The sequence below is a fragment of the Streptosporangium carneum genome (assembly GCF_027922005.1).
GTDB lineage: Bacteria > Actinomycetota > Actinomycetes > Streptosporangiales > Streptosporangiaceae > Streptosporangium > Streptosporangium carneum.
Map to the genome: position 1 here is coordinate 629,784 of NZ_BSEV01000002.1, position 25,719 is coordinate 655,502.

The 25,719-nt window shown below is 70.7% G+C and carries 23 protein-coding genes; 8 read left to right on the plus strand and 15 right to left on the minus strand.

Annotation, left to right across the window (positions count from 1 at the left end):
• Positions 1-6: 6 nt before the first annotated feature.
• The 6 genes from PKF00_RS08660 to PKF00_RS08685 form a co-directional block, all read right to left on the minus strand.
• Positions 7-2,301 carry an acetate--CoA ligase family protein gene (locus PKF00_RS08660; protein ID WP_271216857.1) on the minus strand — a complete coding sequence of 765 codons (2,295 nt, stop codon included), beginning with the start codon at positions 2,299-2,301 and terminating at the stop codon, positions 7-9.
• On the minus strand, positions 2,298-4,175 hold the full coding sequence (locus tag PKF00_RS08665; protein ID WP_271216858.1) for an FAD-dependent monooxygenase: 1,878 nt from the start codon (positions 4,173-4,175) through the stop codon (positions 2,298-2,300). Before PKF00_RS08665 ends, PKF00_RS08660 begins: the two co-directional genes overlap by 4 nt.
• Positions 4,176-4,361: 186 nt before the next feature.
• Positions 4,362-5,222, minus strand: coding sequence for a VOC family protein (locus PKF00_RS08670; protein ID WP_271216859.1), 861 nt, complete (start codon positions 5,220-5,222; stop codon positions 4,362-4,364).
• 84 nt (positions 5,223-5,306) lie between these two features.
• A complete protein-coding gene (locus PKF00_RS08675; protein ID WP_271216860.1) occupies positions 5,307-5,930 on the minus strand; it encodes a flavin reductase family protein in 624 nt (207 codons plus the stop codon).
• 47 nt (positions 5,931-5,977) lie between these two features.
• Positions 5,978-6,889, minus strand: a complete 912-nt coding sequence (locus tag PKF00_RS08680; RefSeq protein WP_271216861.1) for an alpha/beta fold hydrolase — start codon at positions 6,887-6,889, stop codon at positions 5,978-5,980.
• Positions 6,890-6,902: 13 nt separating this feature from the next.
• Positions 6,903-8,357: a 4-hydroxyphenylacetate 3-hydroxylase family protein gene (locus PKF00_RS08685; RefSeq protein ID WP_271216862.1), complete on the minus strand. Its 1,455-nt coding sequence runs from the start codon at positions 8,355-8,357 to the stop codon at positions 6,903-6,905.
• Between the two features lie 292 nt (positions 8,358-8,649).
• On the opposite strand from PKF00_RS08685, the gene PKF00_RS08690 reads away from it, so the two are divergent.
• Together PKF00_RS08690 and PKF00_RS08695 are read left to right on the plus strand one after the other, a co-directional pair.
• Positions 8,650-9,420 carry a GntR family transcriptional regulator gene (locus tag PKF00_RS08690; protein ID WP_271216863.1) on the plus strand — a complete coding sequence of 257 codons (771 nt, stop codon included), beginning with the start codon at positions 8,650-8,652 and terminating at the stop codon, positions 9,418-9,420.
• 277 nt (positions 9,421-9,697) lie between these two features.
• Positions 9,698-10,684 (plus strand): arylamine N-acetyltransferase family protein, encoded by a 987-nt coding sequence (locus PKF00_RS08695; RefSeq protein ID WP_271216864.1) that lies wholly within the window; start codon positions 9,698-9,700, stop codon positions 10,682-10,684.
• 3 nt (positions 10,685-10,687) lie between these two features.
• Here PKF00_RS08695 and PKF00_RS08700 read toward each other — a convergent pair whose 3' ends face one another.
• Both PKF00_RS08700 and PKF00_RS08705 read right to left on the minus strand, forming a co-directional pair.
• Positions 10,688-11,572, minus strand: coding sequence for an alpha/beta fold hydrolase (locus PKF00_RS08700; RefSeq protein WP_271216865.1), 885 nt, complete (start codon positions 11,570-11,572; stop codon positions 10,688-10,690).
• A gap of 233 nt (positions 11,573-11,805) precedes the next feature.
• The gene (locus tag PKF00_RS08705) at positions 11,806-12,990 is read right to left on the minus strand and encodes an NsdA family TPR-like regulatory protein (protein WP_271216866.1); all 1,185 of its coding nucleotides are present in this window, start codon (positions 12,988-12,990) and stop codon (positions 11,806-11,808) included.
• 259 nt (positions 12,991-13,249) lie between these two features.
• Between PKF00_RS08705 and PKF00_RS08710 the strand changes: the two genes are divergently transcribed.
• Both PKF00_RS08710 and PKF00_RS08715 read left to right on the plus strand, forming a co-directional pair.
• Positions 13,250-13,537 carry a hypothetical protein gene (locus tag PKF00_RS08710; protein ID WP_271216867.1) on the plus strand — a complete coding sequence of 96 codons (288 nt, stop codon included), beginning with the start codon at positions 13,250-13,252 and terminating at the stop codon, positions 13,535-13,537.
• Entirely contained in the window at positions 13,537-13,860 is a 324-nt protein-coding gene (locus PKF00_RS08715) for a hypothetical protein (protein ID WP_271216868.1), read from the plus strand. Before PKF00_RS08710 ends, PKF00_RS08715 begins: the two co-directional genes overlap by 1 nt.
• Positions 13,861-14,060: 200 nt before the next feature.
• On the opposite strand, the gene PKF00_RS08720 is transcribed toward PKF00_RS08715, so the two are convergent.
• Entirely contained in the window at positions 14,061-14,531 is a 471-nt protein-coding gene (locus PKF00_RS08720) for a winged helix-turn-helix transcriptional regulator (RefSeq protein ID WP_271216869.1), read from the minus strand.
• Positions 14,532-14,648: 117 nt separating this feature from the next.
• On the opposite strand from PKF00_RS08720, the gene PKF00_RS08725 reads away from it, so the two are divergent.
• Positions 14,649-15,170, plus strand: a complete 522-nt coding sequence (locus PKF00_RS08725) for a pyridoxamine 5'-phosphate oxidase family protein (RefSeq protein WP_271216870.1) — start codon at positions 14,649-14,651, stop codon at positions 15,168-15,170.
• A 158-nt stretch (positions 15,171-15,328) separates the two neighbouring features.
• Here PKF00_RS08725 and PKF00_RS08730 read toward each other — a convergent pair whose 3' ends face one another.
• Positions 15,329-16,393 (minus strand): serine hydrolase domain-containing protein, encoded by a 1,065-nt coding sequence (locus PKF00_RS08730; RefSeq protein WP_271216871.1) that lies wholly within the window; start codon positions 16,391-16,393, stop codon positions 15,329-15,331.
• 266 nt (positions 16,394-16,659) lie between these two features.
• Here PKF00_RS08730 and PKF00_RS08735 point away from each other — a divergent pair, with 266 nt between their 5' ends.
• Positions 16,660-17,658, plus strand: coding sequence for an RDD family protein (locus PKF00_RS08735; protein WP_271216872.1), 999 nt, complete (start codon positions 16,660-16,662; stop codon positions 17,656-17,658).
• Between the two features lie 183 nt (positions 17,659-17,841).
• On the opposite strand, the gene PKF00_RS08740 is transcribed toward PKF00_RS08735, so the two are convergent.
• Entirely contained in the window at positions 17,842-19,278 is a 1,437-nt protein-coding gene (locus tag PKF00_RS08740; RefSeq protein WP_271216873.1) for an LVIVD repeat-containing protein, read from the minus strand.
• Between the two features lie 196 nt (positions 19,279-19,474).
• Here PKF00_RS08740 and PKF00_RS08745 point away from each other — a divergent pair, with 196 nt between their 5' ends.
• On the plus strand, positions 19,475-20,104 hold the full coding sequence (locus PKF00_RS08745; protein WP_271216874.1) for a DUF305 domain-containing protein: 630 nt from the start codon (positions 19,475-19,477) through the stop codon (positions 20,102-20,104).
• 106 nt (positions 20,105-20,210) lie between these two features.
• Here PKF00_RS08745 and PKF00_RS08750 read toward each other — a convergent pair whose 3' ends face one another.
• From PKF00_RS08750 to ahcY, 4 genes are all read right to left on the minus strand, one after another.
• Entirely contained in the window at positions 20,211-21,476 is a 1,266-nt protein-coding gene (locus tag PKF00_RS08750; protein WP_271216875.1) for a CU044_5270 family protein, read from the minus strand.
• Complete coding sequence (locus PKF00_RS08755) at positions 21,473-22,006, minus strand: RNA polymerase sigma factor (protein WP_271216876.1); 534 nt, start codon at positions 22,004-22,006, stop codon at positions 21,473-21,475. The genes PKF00_RS08750 and PKF00_RS08755 overlap by 4 nt, the downstream gene beginning before the upstream one ends.
• 172 nt (positions 22,007-22,178) lie before the next feature.
• Positions 22,179-23,420, minus strand: a complete 1,242-nt coding sequence (locus PKF00_RS08760) for an adenosylhomocysteinase (RefSeq protein ID WP_271216877.1) — start codon at positions 23,418-23,420, stop codon at positions 22,179-22,181.
• Positions 23,421-23,521: 101 nt separating this feature from the next.
• A complete protein-coding gene (gene ahcY, locus PKF00_RS08765; protein WP_271216878.1) occupies positions 23,522-24,949 on the minus strand; it encodes an adenosylhomocysteinase in 1,428 nt (475 codons plus the stop codon).
• Between the two features lie 243 nt (positions 24,950-25,192).
• Between ahcY and PKF00_RS08770 the strand changes: the two genes are divergently transcribed.
• A complete protein-coding gene (locus PKF00_RS08770) occupies positions 25,193-25,528 on the plus strand; it encodes a MerR family transcriptional regulator (RefSeq protein ID WP_271216879.1) in 336 nt (111 codons plus the stop codon).
• Positions 25,529-25,719: the final 191 nt, after the last annotated feature.

The window sequence follows — 25,719 nt, forward strand, 5'->3', positions numbered from 1 at the left end:
GTGCTCCTATTCGGTGTCTTCGACATCGCGCGTCCCCCCGGTCTCCGTCCTGGCCCGGACGACCACCGCGTCCAGCGCGACCAGGCCCCGCTCGGTCAGCCTGAGCGGGTTGATCTCGATCTCCTCCAGGGAGGGGCTGGCGGCCAGGAGGCCGCCGAGCGCCGCGAGCAGGCCGCCGAGCCGGTGCTCGTCGAGGACGGGCCCGCCGCGCCACCCTTCGAGGAGGCGGCGGCCCGCGAGGTCGTCCGGCATCCGGGCCGCCTCGGCCGCCGAAAGCGGCGCGAGCCGAACGGCCACGTCGGAGAGGGCCTCGGCCGCGGTCCCGCCGAGACCGAGCAGCACGACAGGCCCGAACACCGGATCCCTGCGAGCGCCCACGACCAGCTCGGGACCGCCGGAGACCATCCGTTCCACCAGGTAACGGCGCGCGCCCGCAGCGTCCAGGGCGGCCAGGGCCTCGTCGAGTTCGGCGGGGTCGCGCACGCCGAGGCGCACCCCGCCGACCTCGGTCTTGTGCGTCACCTCGGCGTCGAGGAGTTTGACCGCCACAGGCCCGGTCAGCTCGCGCAGTGCCCGGTGCGCCTCGGCGTGATCGGCGCAGACCCTTCGCTCCGGGGTGCGGACGCCCAGGCGGTCCAGGAGATCCTTGGCCTCGGCCTCGTCCATCGCCCCCACCCCGCCGACCGTGACCGGGAACGGCCCGCCGGAACCGGCCGCGGCGGACTCCGACACGCCGGAACCGGCTGCGGCGGACTCCGACACGGCGGAACCAGGCACGGCGCGACCGGTCGCGGTGGAACCGGTCGCGGTGGAACCGGTCATGGTGCGGCCGGTCGCGGAGAAACCGGTCATGGTACGGCCGGTCGCCGCGAGATCGGTCACGACGTGACCGGTCGCGGGGTGGGTCGCGATGTGGCGGGCGCGGGCGTCCGCGACCAGCGCGCGGACCGCGTTGGCCGCCGCCGCGGCGGTGCCGAATGCGGGCACCCCGGCCTCGTGCAGGCGGGCTCGGATCTCGTGCGCCTCGGCGGCGAGCCCGCCCACCGCCACCACGGCGGCGGAGACCCGCGCGGCTCCGACCGCGTCGGCCAGGTCCACGCTGCCGGGTTCGGTGAGGGCGTACACGGCGAGCAGGTCGACGCCGGGATCGTCGGCGACGGCGCGCAGCACTCCGGGGAAGGTCTCGGCGGGCCTGCCGGTGTCCACGGGGTTGCGCTGGTAGGTCAGCGGGGGCAGCAAGTCGCCGATCCGCTCCCTGGTCGCGCCGGTGAGGTCCGGAACCCGGATCCCGTCGTCCTTCACCCGGTCGACCAGCAGCAGGCCCGGTCCGGCCTGCGCGGTGACGATTCCCAGCCCGGGGTCGGCGGCGGGCGCCAGGCGCAACCGCGACAGGGCGGTGAGCGCGTCGACCGCCTCCCCTTCCTCCTCGGCGAGCACCGCGCCCGCCTGCCGCAGCGCGGCCCGCGTGACACGCCAGGAGGTGGCCAGCGCACCGGTGTGCGAACGCGCGAAGTCGCCGACGTCGCTGCGCCCGACGACCAGGGCGACGACCGGTTTCACCGCGGACAGCCTCCGTACCGCGGCCACCAGGCGCGGGCCGTCGGGAACGGTCTCCACGTGCAGCGCGACCGCCGTGGTCAGCGGGTCCTCCGCCAGGTAGTCCAGGACGTCGGCGGCCGTCACGTCGAGCCCCGCGCCGATGCCCGCCGCGAGGCTGATCCCGTTGCCCGCGTTGGCCAGCTCGAACGCGAGCGCGTGGTTGACCCCGCCGCTGGCCGCGACCACCGCGATCCCGCCGGAGGGCACCCGCGCCGCGCCCGGGACGAAACTCGCGGTCAATCCCGCGGCGGGCACGAAGAAGCCGGAGGTGTTGGGACCGAGCAACCGGACGCCGGTCGCGGCGACCACCCGGGCCAGGTCCCGCTGGAGGCGGGCTCCCTCCTCGCCCGCCTCGCCGAAGCCGCCCGCGCACACCAGGGCGGCCCGCACGCCCGCCTCCGCCGCCTCGGTGAGCGCGGCGGCGCACGCGGCCGCCGGGACGCAGAGCACCGCCAGGTCGACGGGCTCGCCCGTGCTCGCGACGGCCTCCCCCACGGAGGCGTACACGCCCGCCGCCCGGTCGGGGTTGCGTGTGTTGACCAGCACCGGCCCCCCGGCGTACCCGGCCAGCGATCCGGCCATCATGGCGCCGAGCTTGACGCCCCGCCGGGACGCGCCCACCACGGCGATCCCACGCGGCGCGAACAACGGCCGCAGCGTGGCGGACCCACCGGACCCGCTCACCGTGTCGTGCCCGCTCATCGCCTCCCTCCCTTCTCGTTCCCCTCGCCCGCCAGGAGCACGTCCGCGAGGTCGTCTCCCGGGACGGCCGTGTCCGGCACCGGGACCGGCACCGGCACCGAGGCCGACACCGAGGCCGTATTCGGCACCGGGTCCGTGGAGGCCGCGAAAGCCGGAAAGACCGGAGAGGCCGGGGAAGCCAGGGCGACGAGGTCGGCGCGGCCGGACAGCACGAGAGTCACGGCGCGGTCCTCACCGGCGCGACTCCCGCCCGAGCCGCCCTCACCCTCACGGCCCCCGCCCGAGCCGCCCTCGTTCGCGCGGTCGCCGTCCTCGGGGTCCTCGACGACCAGTGCCGGGACGCCGTGGAGCAGGCGCGAGTCCTCCGCCAGCAGGACGCGGGTCAGCGGCGTGCCGCCGTGCACGGCGATCAGCGCCGCGCCGGACGCGACGGCCGCCGCGAGTTCCTCGCGTGCCGCGGGCAGGCCGTCCTCACCGTCAGGCGCGGCCAGCCGGCGGCCCCACGGCGCACCAGTCCCATCCTTCGGCTCGCCTTCCCGAGTCGCCGCTCCGGGGAGACCGGCCTCGTGCGGCGTCACGTCGTACAGCGAAAGCGCGGCGACGTCTCCGGCGGCCTGGGCCACCAGCTGTCCCCGGGTCTCCCGTACGGCGACGAGCCTCCCCGAGAAGGTGTGGCCGTCCAGCCGCAGCGGCGTGGCGAGCGGCTCCGCGCCGTGAACGGTCCGCCAGTCCTGTTCGACCTCCGCCGCGAAGACCGGGTCGCGCCGGGCCAGCTTGCCGAGCCCGATGCTCCGTGACATGAAGTGGAAGGCGAACGGCAGCGGCTCGAAGGCGTCGTGGTAGGCGCCGAACCGCTCCCACCAGGACAGGCTGGGGCGGGCTGAGTTCTGGATGCGCTCCACCCGTGGCCGCCGGACCGCCTCGTACTCCGCGAACGCCGCCTGCGGATCACCGGGGTTGCCGGTGATCGCGGAGGCAAGCGCCACCGCGTCCTCCATGGCCATCTTCGTTCCTGAGCCGACGGAGAAGTGCGCGGTGTGCGCGGCGTCGCCGAGCAGCACCGTGTTCCCCGACCACCACCGCCGGGCGCGACGGGTCCGGAAGTTCGCCCAGCGGGAGTTGTTGGCGAGCAGCCGCTCCCCGCCGAGCTGCTCGGCGAAGAGCCGCTCCAGGTACAGCCTGGAGTTCTCGTCGCTGGGCCCGGGGGGCTGCCCGGTGTCGAACCCGTCGAGACCGGCCGCGCGCCATGAGGCCTCGTCGGTCTCCACGATGAACGTACTGGCGTCGTCGCTGATCGGGTAGGCGTGCGCGGCGAAGACGCCGTGCGGGCCGCGCTCGTGCACGAAGGTCAGGCCGTCGAACATGTGGGTGGTGCCGAACCAGACGAACTTGGCGGTGGCGGTCTCGGCCCGTGGTTCGAGATCGGCCGCCAGCCGGGCGCGGATCGCGGAGTTGGCGCCGTCCGCCGCGACGACCACGTCGTGGCCGTCCAGCTCGGCCAGGTCGCGGATCTCGGTCTGGAACCGTACGTCGACGCCGACCTCCGCGGCCCGCCGCCGCAGGAGCCTCAGCAGCGTCCTGCGGGTGATGGCGGCCATGCCGTTGCCCGCGCAGCGGATCCGCCGCCCCTTCGACCTGACCTCGATGTGCTCCCAGTGCCTGCCGTGCTCGCGCAAACCGGCCAGCAGCACCGGATCGGCCTCGTGGATTCCGGCGAGCGTGGCGTCGGAGAAGACCACGCCGAAGCCGAAGGTGTCGTCGGGGCGGTTCCGTTCGAAGACGGTGACCTCGGCCGAGGGGTCCGCCTGTCTGATCAGGCTCGCGAGGAACAGGCCGCCGGGCCCGCCTCCGACGATCGCGATCCGGAGGGTCATCGGGGTTTCTCACCTCATGCCAAGCAGGCCCTCTGCGGGCCGTCGATCCGTGCGATGACGGGATGATGGGCTGATGAACGCCGGTGGCACGGGCGGCCGCGGGGAACGACCGCCGACACCCCCGGTCCGGGCTGGTGGACGCCGGTCGCACGGGCGGCCGCGGGGAACGGCCGCCGGTGCTCCCGGTCAGTGCAGGTGACCCCAGATGTCCGGGCCGGGCATCTCGCAGACCTGCCAGGTGTCCTCGTCGACCAGGACGCCGCCGGCCCCGAACTCGGTGTGCACCCCCGCCGGGGACTGGACGTAGAAGGAGAACATCTGGTCGTTGGTGTGCTTGCCGAGCGACATCGTCACCGGGACGTCCTTCTCCAGCACCATGTCCCAGGACCGGCCGACCTCGTCGGGGTCGTGGACCTCCAGCATGAAGTGGTGCAGCGCGTTCGGCGCGTTGAAGAACGTCGCGTCGGCGATCGCCAGGCTGTGGTGACGGGGGTTGGTCCGCATGAAGGAGGCGCTGAAGGGCTTGTCGTTCATGTAGTCGCTGAGCCGGAAGCCGAGGACGTCGGTGTAGAACCGCTGGCTCTCCTCGAGCCTGTCGCTGAGCAGCACGACGTGTCCCAGCCCGAGGTCGCCGGCCACGAAGCCCGGCAGCCCGCGCGGCGAGTCGAAGGACGCGCCGGTGCGCGCCGGGTCGCAGTAGAGCTCGACCCGGTGCCCCGACGGGTCGGCGAAGTGGACCATGCGGCCGACCTTGCGCACCTCCAGCTCCTCGGGGGTGGCCTCGTGGACGGCCACGCCGCCGCGCTCGACGCGGTCGGCCAGCGCGGCGACGGCGGCGGAGTCCGCGAGCTGCCAGCCGTAGTAGGCCCCGCCGTCGGTCTCCGCGTGCTCGATGATGATCCGCTGCTCGAAGTCGTCCATCCGGAAGTAGGAGCGTCCCCTCTCCCCGTGTACGGCCTGCAGGCCCAGGATCCCGGTCGCGTAGTCGGAGAAGGCCTGCGGAGAGGTGGAGTTGATGCCGAGGTAGCCGAGCTGTTCGATCTGCATGATGATCCGTTCTGTCCAGGAACGTGGGGGGACGGCGGGGCCCTGCCGGCCCGGGTCACCGGGCCGGGGGCGTCCGGTCGGAGGTCACCAGTCGGGGGCGCCGAGGAACGGGATGTGACCGGCGTGCGGGTCCTCGACGCGGGGGTGGGAGTTGCGGAAGTACAGCAGGGGTCTGGCGGTGCTCGTGACCGCGAGGTCCAGGACCCGGCCCACCACGATGTGGTGGTCGCCGCCGTCGTGGACCGCCTCGACGCGGCAGTCGACGTATCCGATCACGCCGTCGAGCACCGGCGAGCCGCCGGGTGTGGCGTGCCACGACGTGCCGTCGAACTTGTCCGCGCCCTTGGACGCGAAGCGCCAGCAGTCGGCCTGCTGGTGCTCGGCGAGGATGTTCACACAGAAGACGCCGGTCGCGGCGATCCTCGGCCAGGTCGTCGACCCCTTGCCGGGGCAGAGCAGCACCAGCGGCGGGTCCAGCGAGAGCGAGGAGAACGACTGGCAGGTCATCCCGGTCGGCCCCTGGTCGTCGACCGTTGTGACGATCACGACTCCGGAGCAGAAGTTGGACAGAACCTTGCGGAAGGTCGCCGGATCCGGCGACGTGGGGAGGGGCCGCGCGTTCGTCCCGGCGGTTCCGGGACGCCACGCGCTCGCCTTGGCCGTCTCAGGACGCCCCGCACCCGCCTCGGCGGTGTCGGAACGCCTCACACTCGCCTCGGCGGTTTTGGAACGCCTCGCACTCGCCTCGGCCATGGTCAGCCCTCGCCCTGCCCCGCGGGTCCGGCCGCGCTGTTCGGCACTCCCCGGCCCGCGACGAAGTCCAGGCAGACCTCGGCGAACAGCTGGGGATACTCGATCATCGCCCAGTGCCTGCAGTGCGGCAGGATGTAGCCGGTGGAGTTCTCGAGCAGCGCCAGGAACCGGTAGGCCGTCTCCACCGGGACGATGACGTCGTCCTTGCCGTTGACCACGAGCGTCCTGGCCTTGACCTCGCGCAGCCGCTCCTCGGTGTAGGCGAGGCCGTTGGCCTTCACCCAGCCCATGGTCGCGCGGTAGGCGGCCCGGATCTCCGGCCGCACCGACAGCTCGTAGCGGTAGCGGACCTGGTCCGTGGTCGGCACGAAGCCCGGGTTGGAGAGCACGCCGATCAGCCTGCGCATCCCGTCCTCGGTGAAGTCGTAGTCGACCACCGCGCCGAGTTCGTGGGAGATGTGGGTCGTCAGGCCGCCGCTGCCCATCAGGACCAGGTTGGCGACCAGGTCGGGGCGGGTCATGGCGACGCCGAGGGCGGTCGCGCCGCCCATCGAGTTGCCGATGATGGTGACCCGTTCCAGGCCCAGCGCCTCGATGAACGCGACAAGCTGCGCGTTGCGGGCGTCCTGGGTGTAGGCGAACCTCTCGGGGTCGGGCTTGTCGGTCTCGCCGAACCCGACCAGGTCGACCGCGAAGGTGCGGGCCCTGGAGGCGAAGAGGTCGAAACACCCCTCCCAGTTGGACCGGCTGTCGGCGCCCGCCCCGCCGCCGTGCAGCAGGATCACCGTCTCGCCCTCGCCCGCCTCGTAGAAGGCCGTGCGGTACCCGAGGGTCTCCACGTGCCGTACGGCGGGCAGGCCGGTGAACGCGCCGTTCGCGGTCCCGTTCACAGTGGCGGTCGTCTCGTCGGTCACGCTCATCTCCGCCTCACCAGCCCAGCAGGCGGCTGACGAGGTCTTCGGCCTCCACCCGCTTGGGCATGCCGAAGAAGATGAGCCGGTTGGTGATCGGGTCGCCGGTGTAGTAGCGCTCGTAGAGCGCCTGCCGTCCGCCGAACTGGTCGCCGGTGATGTCCCAGGCGAGCTTCATGATCTGCAGCCGCTTCTCGGCCGGGGTGTCCGGGCCGTGCAGGAACTTCTCGACCAGGTCGTGGAGTTCGGGGTGGTCGAAGTCCGCCCTGGTCATCGCGATCGCGCCGCTGCCCGCCACGATCCGGACGGTCTCGATGGCCTTGGCCAGCACGCCGGGGAAGAAGAACATGATGCTCGCCAGACCGACGTAGGACTGCTCACGCGGCTCGCCGGGCCCGGAGGGCCGGTAGGCGTCCTGGCCCTGGGCGCGGGCGTTGACCCGCTGGTAGGTGTCGACGACGGCACCCTTGAGCAGTCCCTCCGCGACGTTGAGGAGGCCGACCAGCTCGCCGATCTCCTCCTGGTAGCGAGGAGCCTTGGCCCGGCCGTTGGTCCTGGCGAGCAGGCCCGCGAGGCCGGTGAGGAAGCGAAGCTTGGCTGTGCTGCGGGCGGCGCCCTGGATTCCGGCGTAGCCGGGGAAGTTGGGGATCACCCCGTTGTACGCCTCCAGGTCCCTGGCGACGATCACCCGGTCCCACGGCACGAAGACGTCGTCGAAGATCAGGATCGCGTCGCCCTCGTCGAACCGCCCGGAGAGCGGCCGGTCGAACTCGGCGCGCCCGAGGTCGTACGGCTCACGGCAGACGATCTTCAGCCCCTCGGTCGCGGCCGGGATCGAGAAGATCAGCGCGAAGTCCTCCTCACCCGGGCGGCGCGGGACGTAGGGGCCGACGAAGATCTCGTTGGCGAGCGGGGCCAGCGTGGACAGCAGCCGGGCGCCGCGGACCGTGATGCCGTCCTCGTTCTCGGCGACGACGCGCACGGCCTCGTTCGGCGCTCCCGCCTTGGAGCGGTCGCTCTGCGGGTCGATCAGCGTGTGGGTGACCGCGAGGTCGTTGGCGCGCAGGTGCGCGAGGTAGGCGTCGGCCTTGTCCGCCGCCTCGGTCTTGCCCATGTGCCGCAGCGCGGCGGCGGTGTCCAGGACGAAGGCCGCCATGAAGTCGGGCAGCCTTCCCATGAGGCCGTACGTCAGGTCGGTGCGGAGGTACTCGCAGCGCAGCCGCGTCTCCATCTCCTCCAGCGTCTGGGCCGCCAGCAGCGTGGTGCTGAAGCGCTCGCCGTCCTCGCCCACCTGGGTCAGGGTGTCGATGTAGCGGGGGTCCGTCTGGGTGTCATACAACCCGGCGAGGGTCTGCACTGCCCCCCGAAAAGGGGCATAGCTCGCAACATCGGACACCACCGAGCCATTGATGAACAACTTTCGCCCGTCACGCAGGCTCTCGACGTACTCTTTGCCGGTTCTGAGGCCCATGTACAGCCCTTCCCTCTCCTACCTGGCAACCCAAGGGCTGCATCGGCGGTTCGCTGTGCCGTAAATCGTTAGACAACACTCATTCACGCCGCCCGCTCCTGTCAATAGCGGGGGGACGCGCAAGTTACGGACAGGTTTCCGGCCCTCCGAAAGCCGGGTCGCCCCTCCCGACTGAAGCCCCGAACGCACGGCCCTTCCACCTCGGCCGCCAATGGGGCAAGAAGCTGTACTACAATCTTGAGCACACGGGGGGCCATCGCCGGGCGGCCGCGGATGACGGATGGGAGCGGAAGTGGACGAGCACCAAGGCGGTGGGCGCACGAAACAGGTGGAGGAGACGTCGGCGGAGGAGTCGGTCACCGACCGCGCCTACGCCTCGATCCTGCACAACGCGCTGACCGGCTCCTACCGCGCCGGGGAACGCCTCACGGAGGCCCGTCTCACCAGCGACCTCGGCATCAGCAGGGTGCCGGTGCGCGAGGCGCTGCAGCGCCTCGAACGGGACGGCATCATCGAGCTGCAGCGGCACCGCGGCGCGGTGATCCGGGTGATCACACGACGGGACATCACCGAGTTCTTCCGGGTCCGCGCCCTGCTCGAAGGCGGCGGCGCCGCCGCGTCCGCGGCCGCCGCCACGGCGGGCGACCCCAGGAACGGCGGGCTGCTGGAGGGTCTGGGCGGACAGATCGGCCTGCTGAGCCGGTGGATCGAGGAGGGCCACGACTGCTCGGCCGAGGAGTACGCCCTGCACAGCCAGGAGTTCCACCGGCTGGTCGTCTCATCCGGCGAGAACCGGCTCCTGATCCGGATATGGGACAGCCTGCACCTGCCCGTCCAGCGCCTCAACTACTTCCAGCGGTACCGGGGCGAGGACTTCCGCGTCTCCATCGACGAACACGCGAAGATCGCCTGGGCGATCCTCGCCGGAGACGCCACCTCGGCCGAGCGTCTCGCCCGCGAACACGTGAACCGGATCGCCGCGCACGTTTTCATGCTCCCCGACGAGGAGTTCAACCGCGTGTTCAACCCCGGCCTCAGCCGGGAGCCCGCGACGACGGAGTGACCACGCGGCCCCGGACCACGGCCGGGCGAACCCTCCTGACCGGGCACGCGGCGGGAGCGCCCACCAAGCCGCGAACACAGCGGCGTGAATCGCCCTGACCGGCAACCCAGCAGGACGGCCCGCCGAACCGCGAACACGGCGGTGTGCCCCGGCCGGCAACCCGGCAGGACGGCCCGTCGAACGCGAGGCGGGGCACCCCCGCTTGACATCAAGTCAAGTCGAGGTTCTAGGTTCGGTCCCGTCGACCGAAGCCCGCCGACCGAACGGGGAAGAGAACATGGGGCACACCGACGCCGCCCGCGGATGGGACGGCGACGAGCTGGACCTGGACGCCTACCTGGACCGGATCGCCTTCACCGGAGATCTCGCCCCGACCGGCGAGACCCTGCGCGCCCTGCAGCGGGCGCACAGCGCCGCCATCCCCTTCGAGAACCTGGAGATCACTCTGGGCCGTCCCGTCCTCCTGGACCTCGCGAGCCTCCAGGACAAGATGGTGCGCGGGTCACGCGGCGGCTACTGCTTCGAGCACACCCGGCTGTTCGCGGCGGCGCTGGAACGCCTCGGCTTCGGCGTCACCGGACTGGCCTCACGCGTCCGGATGGGCTCGGGCAAGCTGCGGGCCGCGACCCACGCGCTCCTGCTGGTCGAGACCGAGGAGACGGCGGACGGCGGCGCGAGGCAGCTCTGCGACATCGGGTTCGGCGAGGGGCCGATCGAGCCGATCAGGCTCGTCGACGGCGTCGAGTCGGTCCAGGGAGGCTGGCGCTTCCGCCTCGAACGGCACAACCTCGCGGACGGCCTCCGCGCCCCGGGAGGCGACACGGGCACGGGCAGGTCCTGGAAGCCCGTGCACGGCACGGGCCCGGACAGGCCCCAGCGCGGCACGGACGCCGACGGCCCCCACGAGTGGGTGCTTCACGCGCTGCGCCAGGACGGCTGGCTCGACCTGCACGGATTCACCCTCGATCCGCACTACCCGGCGGACTACGTGGTGATCAACCACTACATCTCCACCCACCCGCACTCGCCGTTCGTCGACGCCCCGGTGATCCGACGCACCGGCCCCGAAGTCCTGCACGGCCTGAACGGAACCGAGCTGACGGCCTCCCGCCCCGACGGCTCCGCCGAGAGGAGGCGACTGGAGCCGGGCGAGGTCCCGAAGACGCTGGAGGACGTCTTCGGCATCGCCTTGGACCCGGCCGACGCCACGGCGCTCACCGCCTACCTGGTCGCCCACGCGACGAGGAACTCCGAGGACGGCTGAGCGCTACTCCGGGGAGAGGAACCCCAGCAGGGACGCGACGAGGGCGCGTGGGTTCTCCTCGGCGATCCAGTGGGCGGTGCCGGGGACGACGCAGCCGACGACGTTCTCGGCGACCTCCTTCATCATCTCCTCGACGAGCGAACCCGACGTGCTGGCGGCCCCGCCCACGGCCAGCACCGGCACGGTCAGCTTCCCCTCGCTCTCGAGCGCCGCGCGGTTGTCCCGCGCGTCCTGGTCGAAGGCGCGATAGAGCTCGAACCCGGCGCGCATCGCTCCCGGAGCCGAGTAGGCCGAGACGTAGACGTCGAGATCCGCCTCGCTGATCGCCGAAGGATCGGAGTTGCGCACGTTGAAGAACGTCTGCAGGTACGGCCGCTCCCGCCCGGCGACCAGCATCTCCGCCACGTCACGTGCGCCGTGGAAGGCGAAGTGCCACACCCGCGGATCGCCCCGCAGACGGTCGAAGACCTCCGTCCCCGGCAGCGGCGCGTCCATCACCACCAGGTGGGAGACCTCCTCGCGGTAGGCCCGCGTGTAGGCGTAGGCGACCATGAGCCCGATGTCGTGACCGACGACCGCCACCGGGCCTTCGAGGCCGAGATGCCGCCGCAGCAGGATCTGGACGTCACGGGCGACGGTCCGCTTGTCGTACCCGCCCGCCGGACGCCAGGAGTGCCCCGCGCCCCGGTAGTCGGGGGCGACCACGCGGAAACCGCTCTCGACGAGCGGCGGGATGACGTGACGCCACTCCCACCATGTCTGCGGGAACCCGTGCAGGAGCACCACGGTGCGCTCCCCCTCTCCCGCGGTGACGTAGTGCAGGCGCAGACCGGGTTCGATGTCGGCCATCCCATGTGAGACCTGCGGCGAATGGTGCTCGGACGGCATGACGGATCTCCTCCTGCGCTCGAACGGGACCACGGCGTGACGGCGGCCACCCTACGTCCGATCCTGCTCGGTCACAGCGGCCGACGGCGGGATCGAACACTTCACCGATGGCACTTCAGCCGCATCCGTGACACTCCAGACTGTCGACTTCGGGCTCCGTTCGGGGCCCCGCCCTGGCCGCGCGGTCTTGAGCTCCTCAAAAAGCAGTCACCGTGAGCGGTTTTCCTGTCGGCTCAGAGCCGTGGGCCAGTGCCTGGAAGTCCTCCGGAGCCGCACAGCTCGCGGTACGCCTCGCGCAGTTCGACGGCCTCAGAAGCGCGGCGGGTTTCAAGAGTCGTGATCACCTCGGCGGCTCTCCAGTAGTTCGACGGCACCAGGACGCCACTTGTCACGGCCGTGAGAGTGAGGTGTCGTGCCTCGTCGATCTGCCCCGAGGCGACCAGGGTCAAGGCCAGATCAAGGCGTGCGGACATCGCCCTGCGTGGCCGGGGCGGCCCGTCCTGCGGTGACTCCATCCGAGCGAGAACCTGACGGGCGTACTGCTCCGCGGCGGGATCCCCGAGCCATGAGAGGGCCGTCGCCCTGTAGGCGTCGCTCTTGGCGGGGTCGTAGCGATAGTGGTGCTCGGGCCGGTCCGGCATCGACATGGGGGAGACCAGCCGGTCGACACGCTGTATCGCGTCGCGGGTTTCCTGAGCGGCCCCCAGCCGCGCCCACGCCCGCCCTTCCTGTGCGATCGCCTGAATGTGGGCAGAGCTGCCGGGCGGCGCGACCCGCTGTGCGGCTCGGGAGAGCACCACGGCACGCCGGTGGTGGCCACCGGTCAGAGCCTGCCAGGCTTCCGTCTCCATGCACCACGCGAGGATCTCGGGATATTCAGCATGGTTCGCCAGCTGGGCCGCGGTCCGAAGCTGTGCTTTGGCCGCGGGGAACCGGTGAAGGTCGATGTTGCATGTGGCCGCCAGCAACGACAGCCATCCGCCGACCACGAGGAGGCGACGATGCTCGGCGAGCGTTTTCCTCGCGTCGAGCAGCCTCGTGACATACGTCAGATGCTGCCGCACCCTGTCGAGCAACTCCATCGGCGGCGTGCCCTGATAGGCCACAGCGAGGTCGTCGAACGCCGCCTCGAGCCGGAGGATCGTCTCTTCACTCACATCACTGCTGCCGACTCTGCGCGCCAGGTCCACAGCGGCGATCTCGTCATCGTGGATGGCGCCGTCGTCCTCGTCCGAGGCTTCGTCGCCGAACAACTCGGCTTCGCTCATCCCGAGAACACGGCAGTACAGCAGCCGGTAGGGATCCTTCGGCTGGTGCTCACCGGCTTCCCAGGACTTGATCCGCCTGATGATCGTTTCTCTCGCGGGGAGACAGGCCCTTGAAAGGTCCGCTGCGGCTTCGGCGAGCGCCTTCGCCATGTCACGTTGGGACCATCCTCGCTCGCGCCGCCCGCTACGGAGTCGGACGGCCCAGCCGGGGGCGTTTTCGGCGCTCATGCGTGCACCTCATCACCTGGAACACCTGACGGGGAAAGGCTGCCCCCTCAGTGTCCCCCATCAGCACCTGCCTGCACTCGGTATCGGCTCGTTGAATAAGGCCATGCTCTGAAGGCAGGCGGACCCGCCCGGCGCTGGAGACGACCGGGCGGGTCCTTGATCAGGAAAGGACTCCTGACCCGTGACACACCCTAGAACCACACCCCCCGCCCCGGTGATCCCCGGATGGCGGGTGATCCTCAGCGACAGGGGGCGGCTGTGGGCCTCCCGTGTCGTCCCGTTCACCGACTCCCAGTTCGACCTCGGGGCGGAGCGCACGGTGGACGCCGACACCCTCGACGATCTCAGAGCCGAGGTCGACAGGCAGGAGACGACCGCCGACAGGGCGGCCGCCCAGGCAGCCGGACAGGTGCCAAGGCAGGCGACCGGCCAGGCGACCAGCCAGACGACCGGAGGGGTGACGCCGTGATGTGGCGACGGTTCCGTGCGCCAGGCGTTCACGGCGACGGGCGGATCGGATCCCCCGCCCCGACAGCACCTCACCGCCTGTGGGACAGCCAGTCCCGCGCGGAAGCCGAACGGCTGACCCGGGTCTGGAAGGACTGGACCGTCCTGTACGGCCCCGGCAGCCGCCGCTTCTACGCCGTGGCGGCCTGGCCGACGCCCGACCCCCTGGTCGTCGAGGACCGCACCCCGGAGGGCCTGGAGATCCGGATACGGGAAGCCGAAGCGGCCGTCGTCACCCGCCGCGCGGAAGGCGACGCCGCCCCGGACACTCCTCCCGCTCCCTGAGGCGGCCTCGGCGTCCCTGAGGCGGGAGCGGTTCCCCGAAGCAGGCGTGGCGGCGTCACTTCCCCGGCGCACGCCGCCGCGCCGTACCTCGTGCGGCCAGGAACGGAGGGGTTCCTGGCCGCACTCCGATCACGGCTCCGCGCACGAACACGGTCCCGGCCTTCAAGAAGGCTTCGACAGGGGGCGGGGCACGGTTCCCGTCAGGGCGAGGACGGGGCGGGCAGCGAGCCGGGGCCGGGGAGCACGTCCACGTCGGCGGCGCGCATCGGCTGGTCGCACACCGCGCAGCGCAGTTCGACGTGGCTGATCTCACCGCAGGCATGGTGGCGGTGGAGCACCGGCGGCCCGGCCTCGCCCGCCGTCCACCGATCGCCCCAGCGCGCCATCACCAGCAGCAGGTCGCACAGTTCCATGCCCTTGGCGGTGAGCACGTACTCGTGGCGAGGCGGCCGGCTTGAGTACTCCTGGCGCTCCAGCACGCCGTTCTCGGTGAGCCACCTGAGCCGCTCGGCGAGCACCTTGCGCGAGATGCCCAGATCCTGCTGGATCTGCTCGAACCGGGTCATGCCGACGTAGACGTTCCGCAGGATCAGCGGCGACCACGGTTCGCCGACGACGTCCAGCGTGCGGGCGATGGAGCAGGCCATGTCGCCGAACCGGGTTCGCTGCATGGGACCAGTCTAGGCAGTGGGTTCTCTTAAGGAACGGTCTCTGCTACGGTCACCAAATGAGTTCCCTAAGGGAACCAACTGAAGAGACCGAAGAGTCCGAGGGCAAGGGGATTCACGATGACTCGAAGGACACCCGTGGCCGAGCTCCTGTTCGGCGAGACCGACGCGACGCCCTTCAGCACGGACGAGGCGACGCTGAAATCATGGGACCAGGCGCGGGCGTGCCTGGAGTCCACGCCGAAGGCCTGGCTCTCCACCGTGCGGCCCGACGGCCGCCCGCACGCCACGCCCCTGTTGCTGGTCTGGGCCGACGACGCGCCCTGTTTCACGATTCGTCCAGGGTCCCGTAAGAGCGGGAACCTCGCCCTCAACCCCCACTGCGTCATCACCGTCCCCGGCGAGACCCTCGATCTCGTGGTCGAGGGCGAGGCCTCCCGGCTGGACGACGAGGCCGAGCTCCAGCGGGTGGCCGACGCCTTCAAGGCGAAGTACGGCTGGGAGCTGGTGGTGCGCGACGGCTCCGTCTACGAGGACGGTTTCCCCGGCACGCCCGAGTACGGCTTCTACCGGATCACCCCTGCGCGCGCCTTCGGCTACGGCTCCGACGGCCTGACGGCGACACGCTGGCGGTTCGCGTGAACGCGACCGCCGTGCCCAGGCGGCTCGACCTCCGAGGACGGCACCGGGGACGGCGGCGGGGACGGCCGGAAAGGGCGTGACCGTCCCCGGCGGCCGAGACGAGGGCGCCTCCCCCGCGACATGTGCCCGGCCGTGATCGACCGGTCATGGCGAGGCGCTCAGCCCGCGGTCCCGCAGAACACCTTGACGGCGATGCCCATGATCTCCTGCGTGGACGGGTTGCGGGTCGAGGGGTTGATCGACATGGTGAGAGCCTTGCCCGAGTCGGCGCGGAACGCGAAGGTCTGATACCCGATCAGCTCTCCGCTGTGCCCCCACACCGTGCCGCACGGCAGGGTGTACGCCTGCAGGCCCAGCCCATAGCCGAATCCGGCCCCTGTCTCGACGGTCGTGCGCATGGCCCGCAGCGACGCGGCGCTGGTCAGCCTGCCGTTCAGCAGGGCGGACATGAACCGCTCCAGGTCCGCCGTGGTCGAGATCATCTCGCCCGCCGCCCAGTCGAGCGAGGGGTTCATCCGGGTGGCGTCCACGAGGTCGGGCATCGGCTCATACCCCTTGGCGTGCGGCGACGGCACCCCCGCCCGGTCGCCCGGCACCACCGTGTGGCGCAGTCCCAGCGGGCGCAGGACGCGGCGCGCGACCTCCTCACCGTAGGCCCGGCCCGTCAGCTTCTCCACCAGCAACCCGAGCACCACGTAGTTGGTGTTGGAGTAGTGCCACCGGCCGTCGTCGGGCAGCTTCTTGGCGAAGGCCACTTCCAGCAGCTCCCGCGGTTGGAAGGAGCGGAACCGCGCGTCGCCGCGCCACCGGTTGGTCGAGTACCCCGGCTCGCTCATGTAGTCGTACAGATGGCTTGTGTGGTTGAGCAGCTGGCGGACCGTGATGCGCTCCCCGCCCGGCACCAGGCCCGGCAGGTGCCGATCGACGGGATCGTCGAGCCGTACCTTGCCCTCGTCCACGAGCTGGAGCACCACGGTCGCGACGAACGTCTTGGTCACACTGCCGATCCGGAAGTGTCCGCTGGGCGAGGGCTGCCCACCACGCTTGACGTCGCGCACTCCCACGGCTCCGGACCAGGTCCGGCCGCCGTCCGAGACCCGCGCCAGAGCGGCTGTCGCCCCGTCGCCCGCCACGATCCTCTCCAACTCGGGACGTACCCCGACACCCTGGCCGCCTGTCGCGACGGCTACCGCTACCAGCACGTTCGTCATCGTCTGCATCATGGGCTCAACGCTATGGAGGGCCGGCCCGCGACTGAATGAGGTGCTCTGCCCACTCCTCCTGCGGAAAACCACAGCAGGAGGCCGGCAGGCGGCGATCGACGCCGGCGGGGCGACCGACCGCACCGCCGCCGGCCAGCGCGTCTCGGTCACCATGAGCGGAAAGGTCGGAGCGGACATCGGGGGCCGTCGGGGCAAGTGCCGGAAAGGGGACAGAAGCAGGTGTGCTGGCAGGGTGAAGCCTGTCCGGCATAGGTAGGGTGCTGAATGTGTCCGATGTCGTAACCGGCGAGGCCGTTGTCGTCGAAGTCCGGGTCGCCCAGCTTCCGAGCAGGGCCGTGGCTCTGCTGATCGACATGCTGGTCCAGATCGTGACGCTGTTCGGCGCGTCCCTGCTGATCGGCACCGTCGCCTGGGATCTCGACGGGGCACTGGCCACGATGATCTACATCGCCTTCACGGTTCTTGTGCTCGTGGGCTATCCCGTGCTCTTCGAGACCCTCTCCCGGGGCCGCAGCCTGGGCAAACTCGCCCTCGGCCTCAGGGTCGTCAGCGACGACGGCGGCCCCGAGCGCTTCCGGCAGGCCCTGTTCCGCGGGCTGGCGGGCATGCTGGAGTTCTGGACGCTCGGCGGCGCCCCCGCGCTGATCAGCTCGTTGATCTCGGAGAAGGGCAAGCGGCTCGGCGACCTCTTCGCGGGCACCATCGTGATCTCCGAGCGCGGGCCGAGGCAGTACGGCCCGCCGCTGGAGATGCCTCCGCCGCTCGCGCCGTGGGCCGCGACACTGGAGCTGTCCCGGCTGCCCGAGGGCGTCGCCGCCACCGCGCGGCAGTACCTCATGCGCTGGCACGACCTGGCGCCCGCCGTGCAACACGAGATGGGCGTGCGCATCGCCACCGAGATGTCGGCTTTCGTCTCCCCTCCCCCGCCTCCGGGCGTGCCGCCGTTCGCCTACCTGACCGCCGTCCTGGCCGAGCGTCGCCGCCGAGACCAGGTACGGCTGGCGCGGCAGGCCGGCACACGGCAGTCCTCCCAGGAGTGGCCTCAGCAGGGGATCCACGCCGCACAGCCCGCGCATCAGGGACCGTACGCCCAGCGCCCCCACCAGCAGGGGCCGTACACCCCGCAGCCGTACACCCCGCACCAGCCCCCTCAGCAGGGGCCGCACTCTCCGCAGCCCCACTGGCAGGCGCCGTACGTCCCGCCGCCCGTCCAGCAGGGGACGGCTCCGGGCACCACCCCGGGCGGGTTCGTCCCTCCCGCCTGAGCCCACGCCGTACGGGCCGATCGCCGCGTGGCGGAAAGCACGCGGGAGCGCATGGGAGCGCACAGGGGAGAGCACGGACAAGAAACGGACAAGAAATGGAAGAAGGGCGGCGGAAGGGGTTCGCCGCCCTTCTTCACCGGGCTCCTCGGAGCTCCGCGGGGCTTTTCAGGGCCGCACGGAGTCTCACTCGGTTTCGGGGGCAGCCGCCTCCGCGAGGCCGTGTCCTCCGTGCCCGAATCCGTACGAGGCCTGGGTCTGCACGTTCAGCCGGTCGAAGTGGACTCTCCTCGCCGGGTCGGTACGACGGTCGCTGATCTTGATGACGTCGAAGCCGAAGTTGAAGTCGCTTCCGTAGATGTATCCGTTGTAGTAGTACGCCGACCAGATGCCGCCGCTGCCGCCGCTGGGGTCGGGGCCGCGCTCGAAGAAGCCGATCTCCTTCGGGTGGGCCGAGTCGGTGAAGTCGACGACCGAGACGCCGCCCTGGTACCACGCCTGGACCAGGATGTCGCGCCCCTTGACGGGAACCAGCGAGCCGTTGTGCGCGACGCAGTTCTCGGTCTCGCCCTGGTAGCGGGGGATCTTGTAGTAGCTCTTGAACACGAGCTTGCCGCGCCTGATGTCGAAGATGGCGTCGGCGCCGCGGTTCGGACCGGTGGCCTCGTTGCAGGTGGCCCCGCCGCCGCCGCCGAGCTCGTCGGTGAAGATGACCTTGTTGCCCTCGTTGTTGAACGTCGCCGAGTGCCAGAAGGCGAAGTTCGGGTCGGTGACCCGGGTCTTGACCACCGGGTTCTCCCGGTTGGAGATGTCGAACAGCACGCCGTCGCCCATGCAGGCGCCGGCCGCGAGGTCCTTCTCCGCGTAGACGGTGATGTCGTGGCAGCCGCTGGTGGGCAGCAGCAGGCCGGGCTGGGTCTCGTTGCCGCCGTCGGGGAAGACGACCGGGGTGCTGACGACCGCCGCCTCCGTCGGGGCGTGCAGCGGCACCTTGATGATCGAGATCTTGTCGTGCGGCGGCTGGCAGTCGGGGAACGTCGCGTTCGGGCTGTAGGAGGAGATGTAGAGGTAGACGTTCTTCCAGCGGTCCCTGCCCTTGCCCGGGACCTGGGTCAGGGTGTGGGAGCCGCAGTTGGTCTCGACCGACTTGATGTACTTCGGGTTCGCCTTGTCGGTGATGTCGAAGATCCGGACGCCTTCCCAGGACTCCTTGTTCGACGCGGTCTGCGCGGTGCTGCTGCAGGAGTCGTTGTTGCGGGAGGAGTCGACCGCGGTGAACAGCAGGTTGCCGTGGACGGTGACGTCCATCTGCGAGCCGGGACACACGACGCTGCTGACGACCTTGGTCTGTTTCGGATTACTGATGTCGTAGATAGAGAAACCACCGTAATTGCCGACATAGGCGTAGTCACCCTGGAACGCGATGTCGGAGTTGATGGTGTTCGCCAGCCCCGCGGGTTTGGGCACGTTGATCACGTGCGACACGTTGGGGCTGGTGACGACCTGGCCGGGGGGCGGGATGTCGGCGGCGCCGGCGGGCACGGTGGCCAGGACCATCGCCACCGCGGTCGCGGCCATGACCAGGAACCGGCCGCCCAGGCCCTTCCTGAGAGGGGATAACACTTGCGAGCCTCCTTGCCACATGTGCCGTAAAGGTCACATAAATGACTAAATCGTTTATCCGAAGGATCGACTCGACAAGCCCTCACTATGTCAGCAACTTTTTCCGATTTGCCGCCTTTACTGCCTCCTCCGCCGACGTTAAAGTCTTTCATCGGGAGATCTTGAAGAGATGAAAAGATCTTGCAGAGGAGGGCGGTTGCGCGTCGCGCCGGTGCTTGCGGTCCTCGCCGTCCTTTCCCTCAGCGCGTGCGACAGCGACCGGAGACCGCCTGTCGCGCTGTCGACCGCGCCCGTCATCGCACCCGGCAGACCGGGTGAGGCCGCCAGGACGCTCGGCGCGAGCGAGGCGGCGACCGCCGTGCCGAGCCCCACGGCGAACGCCTCGGACGTGAGATACGTGCAGGACATGATCGTCCACCATCGGCAGGCCCTCCAGATGGCGATCCTGGCCCCGACGCGCGCCGGAACGGAGAAGGTGCGGAGCATGGCCTCGCGCATCAAGGACTCCCAGACGCCGGAGATCCAGTTCATGACGCTGTGGCTGACCCAGCAGGGCCTGCGACCGCCCGACCACCACGCGCGCCACACGGACATGCCGGGCATGGCCACTCCCGAGCAGCTGAAGGCCCTCGCCGCCGCCTCCGGCCAGGACTTCGACCGGCTCTTCCTCCAGCTGATGATCGCCCATCATCGAGGAGCGATCACGATGTCCGAGCAGGTCCTGACCTCAGGCTCGCACCTGAGGATCGAGGAGCTGGCGAACGAGGTCGCCACGACCCAGGCCGGTGAGATCCGCCGGATGTTCCAGCTCCAGACCACCCCCTGAACCCCCCAGAGCCCTGGACCGCCGATCGTCGCCGTCGCCGTCGCCGTCGCCGTCGCCGTCGCCGACCAGCCTGTACGGCCGCCGCGACGGCCGTACAGGCTCGTCCTCACCGGACGCAGGCGGGGCTGTCCTGGGTGGCCTCCGTGCAGCCCTCGGGCAGCACGGGAGGGACGTCCGTCCAGCCCGCCCGCTCGTAGACGAGCGCCCGGTAGACGGTTCCCGCGGGCAACCCGGCGACTCCCGAGATGTAGGCGGGATCCAGGAGCCACGGCCGCACGACGACGTTCTGGAGGGCGAGCAGACGACCGTCCGACTCGTCCACGATGACCTGTTGCTCGTCCTGCCCGCCTCCGTGGTTCACTCCCGCGATCGCGATCCCGACCCCGGGACGTCCCTCCACGTCGCGGACCCGGCCCAGGGCACGGACACCGGGCATCCTGGCGACCATCCGGTAGAGGGCGCCTCGGGTGCCGCCGCTGATCGGGGCGTTCGACATCAGATGGGCCGCCACCTCCCACAACCACCAGTCCTTCGTGAGCCGCGACGTGCCGGGGAGCGTGGTCGGCCACGCCGCCATGCGCTTTTCGTAGGCGGGCCAGAACGACAGCAGACGTTCCCTCAGCGCGTCGGGGTCCTGCGGGAGACCGAGCAGCTCGTCGGTCCCGAGGGACATGCCCATGGTGTCGCCGGGCCGCGCGGCGGGGAGGAAGAGGACCCTTGTGCCTCCGATGGGGGCGATGTCGTTCCGGCAGTCGGTGTCATGGCCGCAGGGCCTGGGGGCTCCCGCCCGTCGCCACGCCGCCCTGTCCTCCGGCGAGGCGGGCTCGGCGGACAGGCCGCGCACGACCAGGACTCGGGACGACGCCGGGTCGCGCGGGATCCACTCCGTCTGCCGGTTCCGTGTCCTGATCCGGTACCGGTCACCCTCGGGACCGGTGTTCTGCTCGTCGACGACGACGGTCTCGGCGCGCCAGTAGGCCCCCGGCTTCTGCCGCTGCTCGGCCGCCCGGTCCGCCGCCGCGTCCAGCACCGTCCCCGCGGACGAGGATCCACCGACCCGGACCTCGTTCGAGGAGGTGCGCGACAGCTGGGGGAGCGCCACCACGCCGATCACGACGGCCGTGCCCACGGCCGCGGCGACCACGCCGACCCACGTCGGCCTTCTCCTCCGGTCACGCCCGGTCCGGTGGTCTCCGACCGCGGGGGAACCGCCCGGCTCCCCGAGTCGCTCCCCGATCCGCCACACCGCGCCGTCGCCCTCGGCCCGCCACACCGCGCCCGGTTCCGTCGTGCCGCCTCCGGCGCCCCGTGCCCGGTCCAGGTCGGCGGGGCGAGCAGCCGCCAGAGCGTCCAGTACGTTCCTGCGCTTCACCGTTCCTCCTCGGGGACGAAAACGCGCTGCCTGCGATGGTGGAGCGCGGCGCCGTCCATGGCCGCCTCCAGACGACGCCTCGCCCGGTGCAGGCGCACGAAGAAGGCCGCCTTCGAGCAACCAAGGACTCCGGCCGCCTCGCCCGCCCCCAGACCGTGCCACGAGACCAGGGTGAGAACCTCTTTGTCGTCGTCGCCCAGCGTGGCCAGAGCCCTCAGTACGGCGGAGCGCTCGGCCACCTCGTCGGCCACGTCCGTCTCGACCTCTTCGGCCCAGCCCCGCAGCGCCTCCTCGAGCGCCGCGCGCCTGACCTCGTCCCTGTACAGCTCACGGCTCACGTTGCGGGCCACGCCCAGCAGCCACGGCAGCACGGCCCTCACCGGGATGTCCTCCCGCCGCCGCCAGGCGACGGCGAACGTCTCGCCGACCACCTCCTCGGCGAGCCGACGTCCGCACCGGCTCACCGCGTACGCGAACACCCGTGGGTGAAGCGCGTCGTACAAGGCGGTGAACTCCTCTTCGTCCAACACACGGCTCCTTCGACGACCCTTCACCGAGTAGTGGTCGTCAAGGCTCCGGTCTTACAGGCACCGGGAACATCCGACGCGGTCTTACAGACGTCGGAGACGTCCGACGCGGTCTTACAGACGTCGGAGACGTCCGACGCCGCGATGCCAGCCGGGGCGGTCGCCACCGGGGCTGTTAAGAGCCCAGCCGCCAGGAGTGGAGGTAGCTCTCCTGGTCGGAGCTCAGGCTGTCGACCTCGATGCCCGCGGCGGCCAACTTGAGCCGCGCGACCTCCACGTCGACCTCTCCCGGCACGTCGTAGACGCCGGGTTCGAGCCGCGCGCGCTCACGGGCCAGCCAGGCCACGGCGAGGGCCTGCGCCGAGAAGGACATGTCCATGACGGCGGCCGGATGCCCCTCGGCGGCCGCCAGGTTCACCAGGCGGCCCTCGGCGAGCAGCAGGAGCCTGCGGCCGTCGGCGAGGACGTACTCGTCGGTGTTGGGGCGCACCCCGGGATGCACGGCGTGCGCCAGCTCCTCCAGGGCCCGCACGTCGATCTCGACGTCGAAGTGCCCGGCGTTGGCCAGGATCGCGCCGTCCTTCATCACCGCGAGGTGCTCGCCCCTGATGACGTCGCGGTTGCCGGTGACGGTGACGAACACGTCTCCGATCGTCGCGGCCCTGCCCATGGGCTGCACCTCGTAGCCCTGGAGCGAGGCGTCCAGCGCCTTGACCGGGTCGATCTCGGTGACGACGACCCGCGCCCCCAGGCCTCTGGCCCGCTCGGCCACGCCCCGGCCGCAGAAGCCGAACCCCGCGACCACCACGACCTTGCCCGCGAGCAGCGTGTTGGTGGCGCGCATGATGCCGTCCATGGTGGACTGGCCGGTGCCGTACCGGTTGTCGAACATCCGCTTGGTCCGGGTGTCGTTGACCGCGACGACGGGAAACCTCAGCGCCTGCTCCGCGGCCATCTGCCGGAGCCTGATGATCCCGGTCGTGGTCTCCTCACATCCTCCGGAGACTCCCTCGAGCAGCTCGGTCCGCTCGGTGTGCAGGATGTTGACCAGGTCGCAGCCGTCGTCGAGGACGAGGTCGGGGACGATGTCGAGCGCCTGGTGGATGTGCCGGTAGTAGGTCTGCCTGTCCACTCCCGCCAGGGCGTGCACACGGACGCCGTAGACGCCGAGCGCCTCGGCGACGTCGTCCTGGGTGGACAGCGGGTTGGAGGCGGCCAGGGCGATCTCGGCCCCGCCCGCCCGCAGGGCGCCCATGAGGACCGCGGTCTCGGCGGTCACGTGCAGGCAGGCGGCGATCCGCAGCCCCTCGAGGGGGGCCTCGGCCGCGAACCGCTCCCCGATCGCGGTGAGCACCGGCATCGCCCGCGCCGCCCACCCGATGCGCCGCTCCCCTGCGGCGGTCAGCGCGCTGTCCACGTTTCTCCCCAGATGGCCCGAAGGCCCCCGCGTAACTCGCGGGGGCCGGGTGGAACGGTCGGATCAGTGTCTGACCGGCGTCCGGTCAGTACGTTAACCGATCAGTAGCGGTAGTGGTCGGCCTTGTAGGGGCCCTCGACGTCCACGCCGATGTACTCCGCCTGAGCCTTGGTGAGCGTGGTGAGCTTCACGCCGAGGGCGTCGAGGTGGAGGCGGGCGACCTTCTCGTCCAGGTGCTTGGGCAGCACGTAGACGCCGACCGGGTACTGCTCGGTCTTGGTGAACAGCTCGATCTGGGCGATCACCTGGTTGGTGAACGAGTTGGACATGACGAACGAGGGGTGGCCGGTGGCGCAGCCCAGGTTCATCAGACGGCCCTCGGCGAGCACCAGGATCTGGTGGCCGTCGGGGAAGGTCCAGGTGTGGACCTGCGGCTTGATCTCGGTCTTGACGATGCCGGGGATCCTGGCCAGGCCGGCCATGTCGATCTCGTTGTCGAAGTGACCGATGTTGGACACGATGGCGTTGTGCTTCATCTTCGACATGTGGTCGGCGGTGATGATGTCGAAGTTGCCGGTCGTGGTGACGAAGATGTCGGCGATGCCGACGACCTCCTCCAGCGTGGTGACCTGGAAACCGTCCATGGCCGCCTGGAGGGCGCAGATCGGGTCGATCTCGGTGACGATGACGCGGGCGCCCTGACCCTTGAGGGCGTCGGCGCAGCCCTTGCCGACGTCGCCGTAGCCGGCGACGACCGCGACCTTGCCGCCGATCAGCACGTCGGTGGCGCGGTTGAGGCCGTCGATGACCGAGTGGCGGCAGCCGTACTTGTTGTCGAACTTCGACTTGGTCACCGAGTCGTTGACGTTGATCGCCGGGAAGAGCAGCGAGCCCGCCTTGAACATCTCGTAGAGGCGGTGGACGCCGGTGGTCGTCTCCTCGGTGACGCCCTTGATGCGCGAGGCGATCTCGGTCCACTTCTTGTCGGGACCGACCGTACGGCGGAGCAGATCGAGGATGATCTTCCACTCCTCCGCGTCGTCCTCGCCGGCGCTGGGGACGGCGCCCGCCTTCTCGTACTCGACGCCCTTGTGCACGAGCAGGGTGGCGTCGCCGCCGTCGTCGAGGATCATGTTGGGGCCGTCACCGCCGGGCCATACGAGCGCCTGCTCGGTGCACCACCAGTACTCCTCCAGGGTCTCGCCCTTCCAGGCGAAGACCGGCACGCCCTGCGGGTCGTCGACGGTGCCGTTGGGGCCGACGACGACGGCGGCGGCCGCGTGGTCCTGGGTGGAGAAGATGTTGCAACTCACCCAGCGGACCTCGGCGCCGAGCGCGACCAGCGTCTCGATGAGCACGGCGGTCTGGATGGTCATGTGCAGCGAGCCCATGATCTTCGCCCCGGCCAGCGGCTGGGCCTCGGCGTACTCCTTGCGGATCGCCATCAGACCCGGCATCTCGTGCTCGGCGAGCTGGATCTCCTTGCGGCCGAAGTCCGCAAGGGAAAGGTCGGCGACCTTGAAGTCCATGAATTACCCCTCTGGTTGATGGTCTCGCGCGCCTGATGCCCTCGCCGGGGCTCGCTGGCCTCGATGTCTCGCCGAGTCTCGCGACCCGCTTCGCTCCCGGGCACGGCTCGCCACTCCACCGGAAAGTCGACGATGTGAGTTTAGGCGGCCGGTACCGCTCAGCGCACCTTGGAGAGCGGTAACCTGACACAAGAATGTCAGCTTCCCTTGAATTCCCGCGAATTTCCTCGAAAGGGGCGGAGAATGCGGATCACCGAGGCCGCCAGACGGCTGGGCATGTCCCCCAGGATGCTCCGTTACCGGGAGGCCCTCGGCCTGCTCCCGCCCGTCAGGAACCAGGGGGCGCACCGGCGCTTCGGCGACGAGGAACTCGCGGCCGTCGCCCAGGGGGTCGAGCTGGAGAAACGGTTCGACATCTCCCCCGCCGAGCTGTCCTTCGCGCTGCGGGTGCTGAGCGAGCCCGCGGTGGCGCAGGCCGTACGGGATCTGGGACTGCGGATCGGGCGCGTCCAGGCCCCGCGCAGGGCGCTGGACTTCGAGAAGGAGAAGGCCCTGCGCCTGCTCCAGGGCCGCTCCTAGACAGCTGCGCGCCGTCCGGCCCCGTACCCCGCAAACCGGCACTGCGCGTCGCCCGGCCCACGTACCCCGCGGACCGGCACTGCGCGTCGTCCGGCCCCCCGTAGACCACTGCGCGTCGTCCGGACACCTGCGGCCGCCCGCCTCCGGTACGGGCCGTCCGTGCGCCAAGGTCGCTCCCAGGAGTGACGACG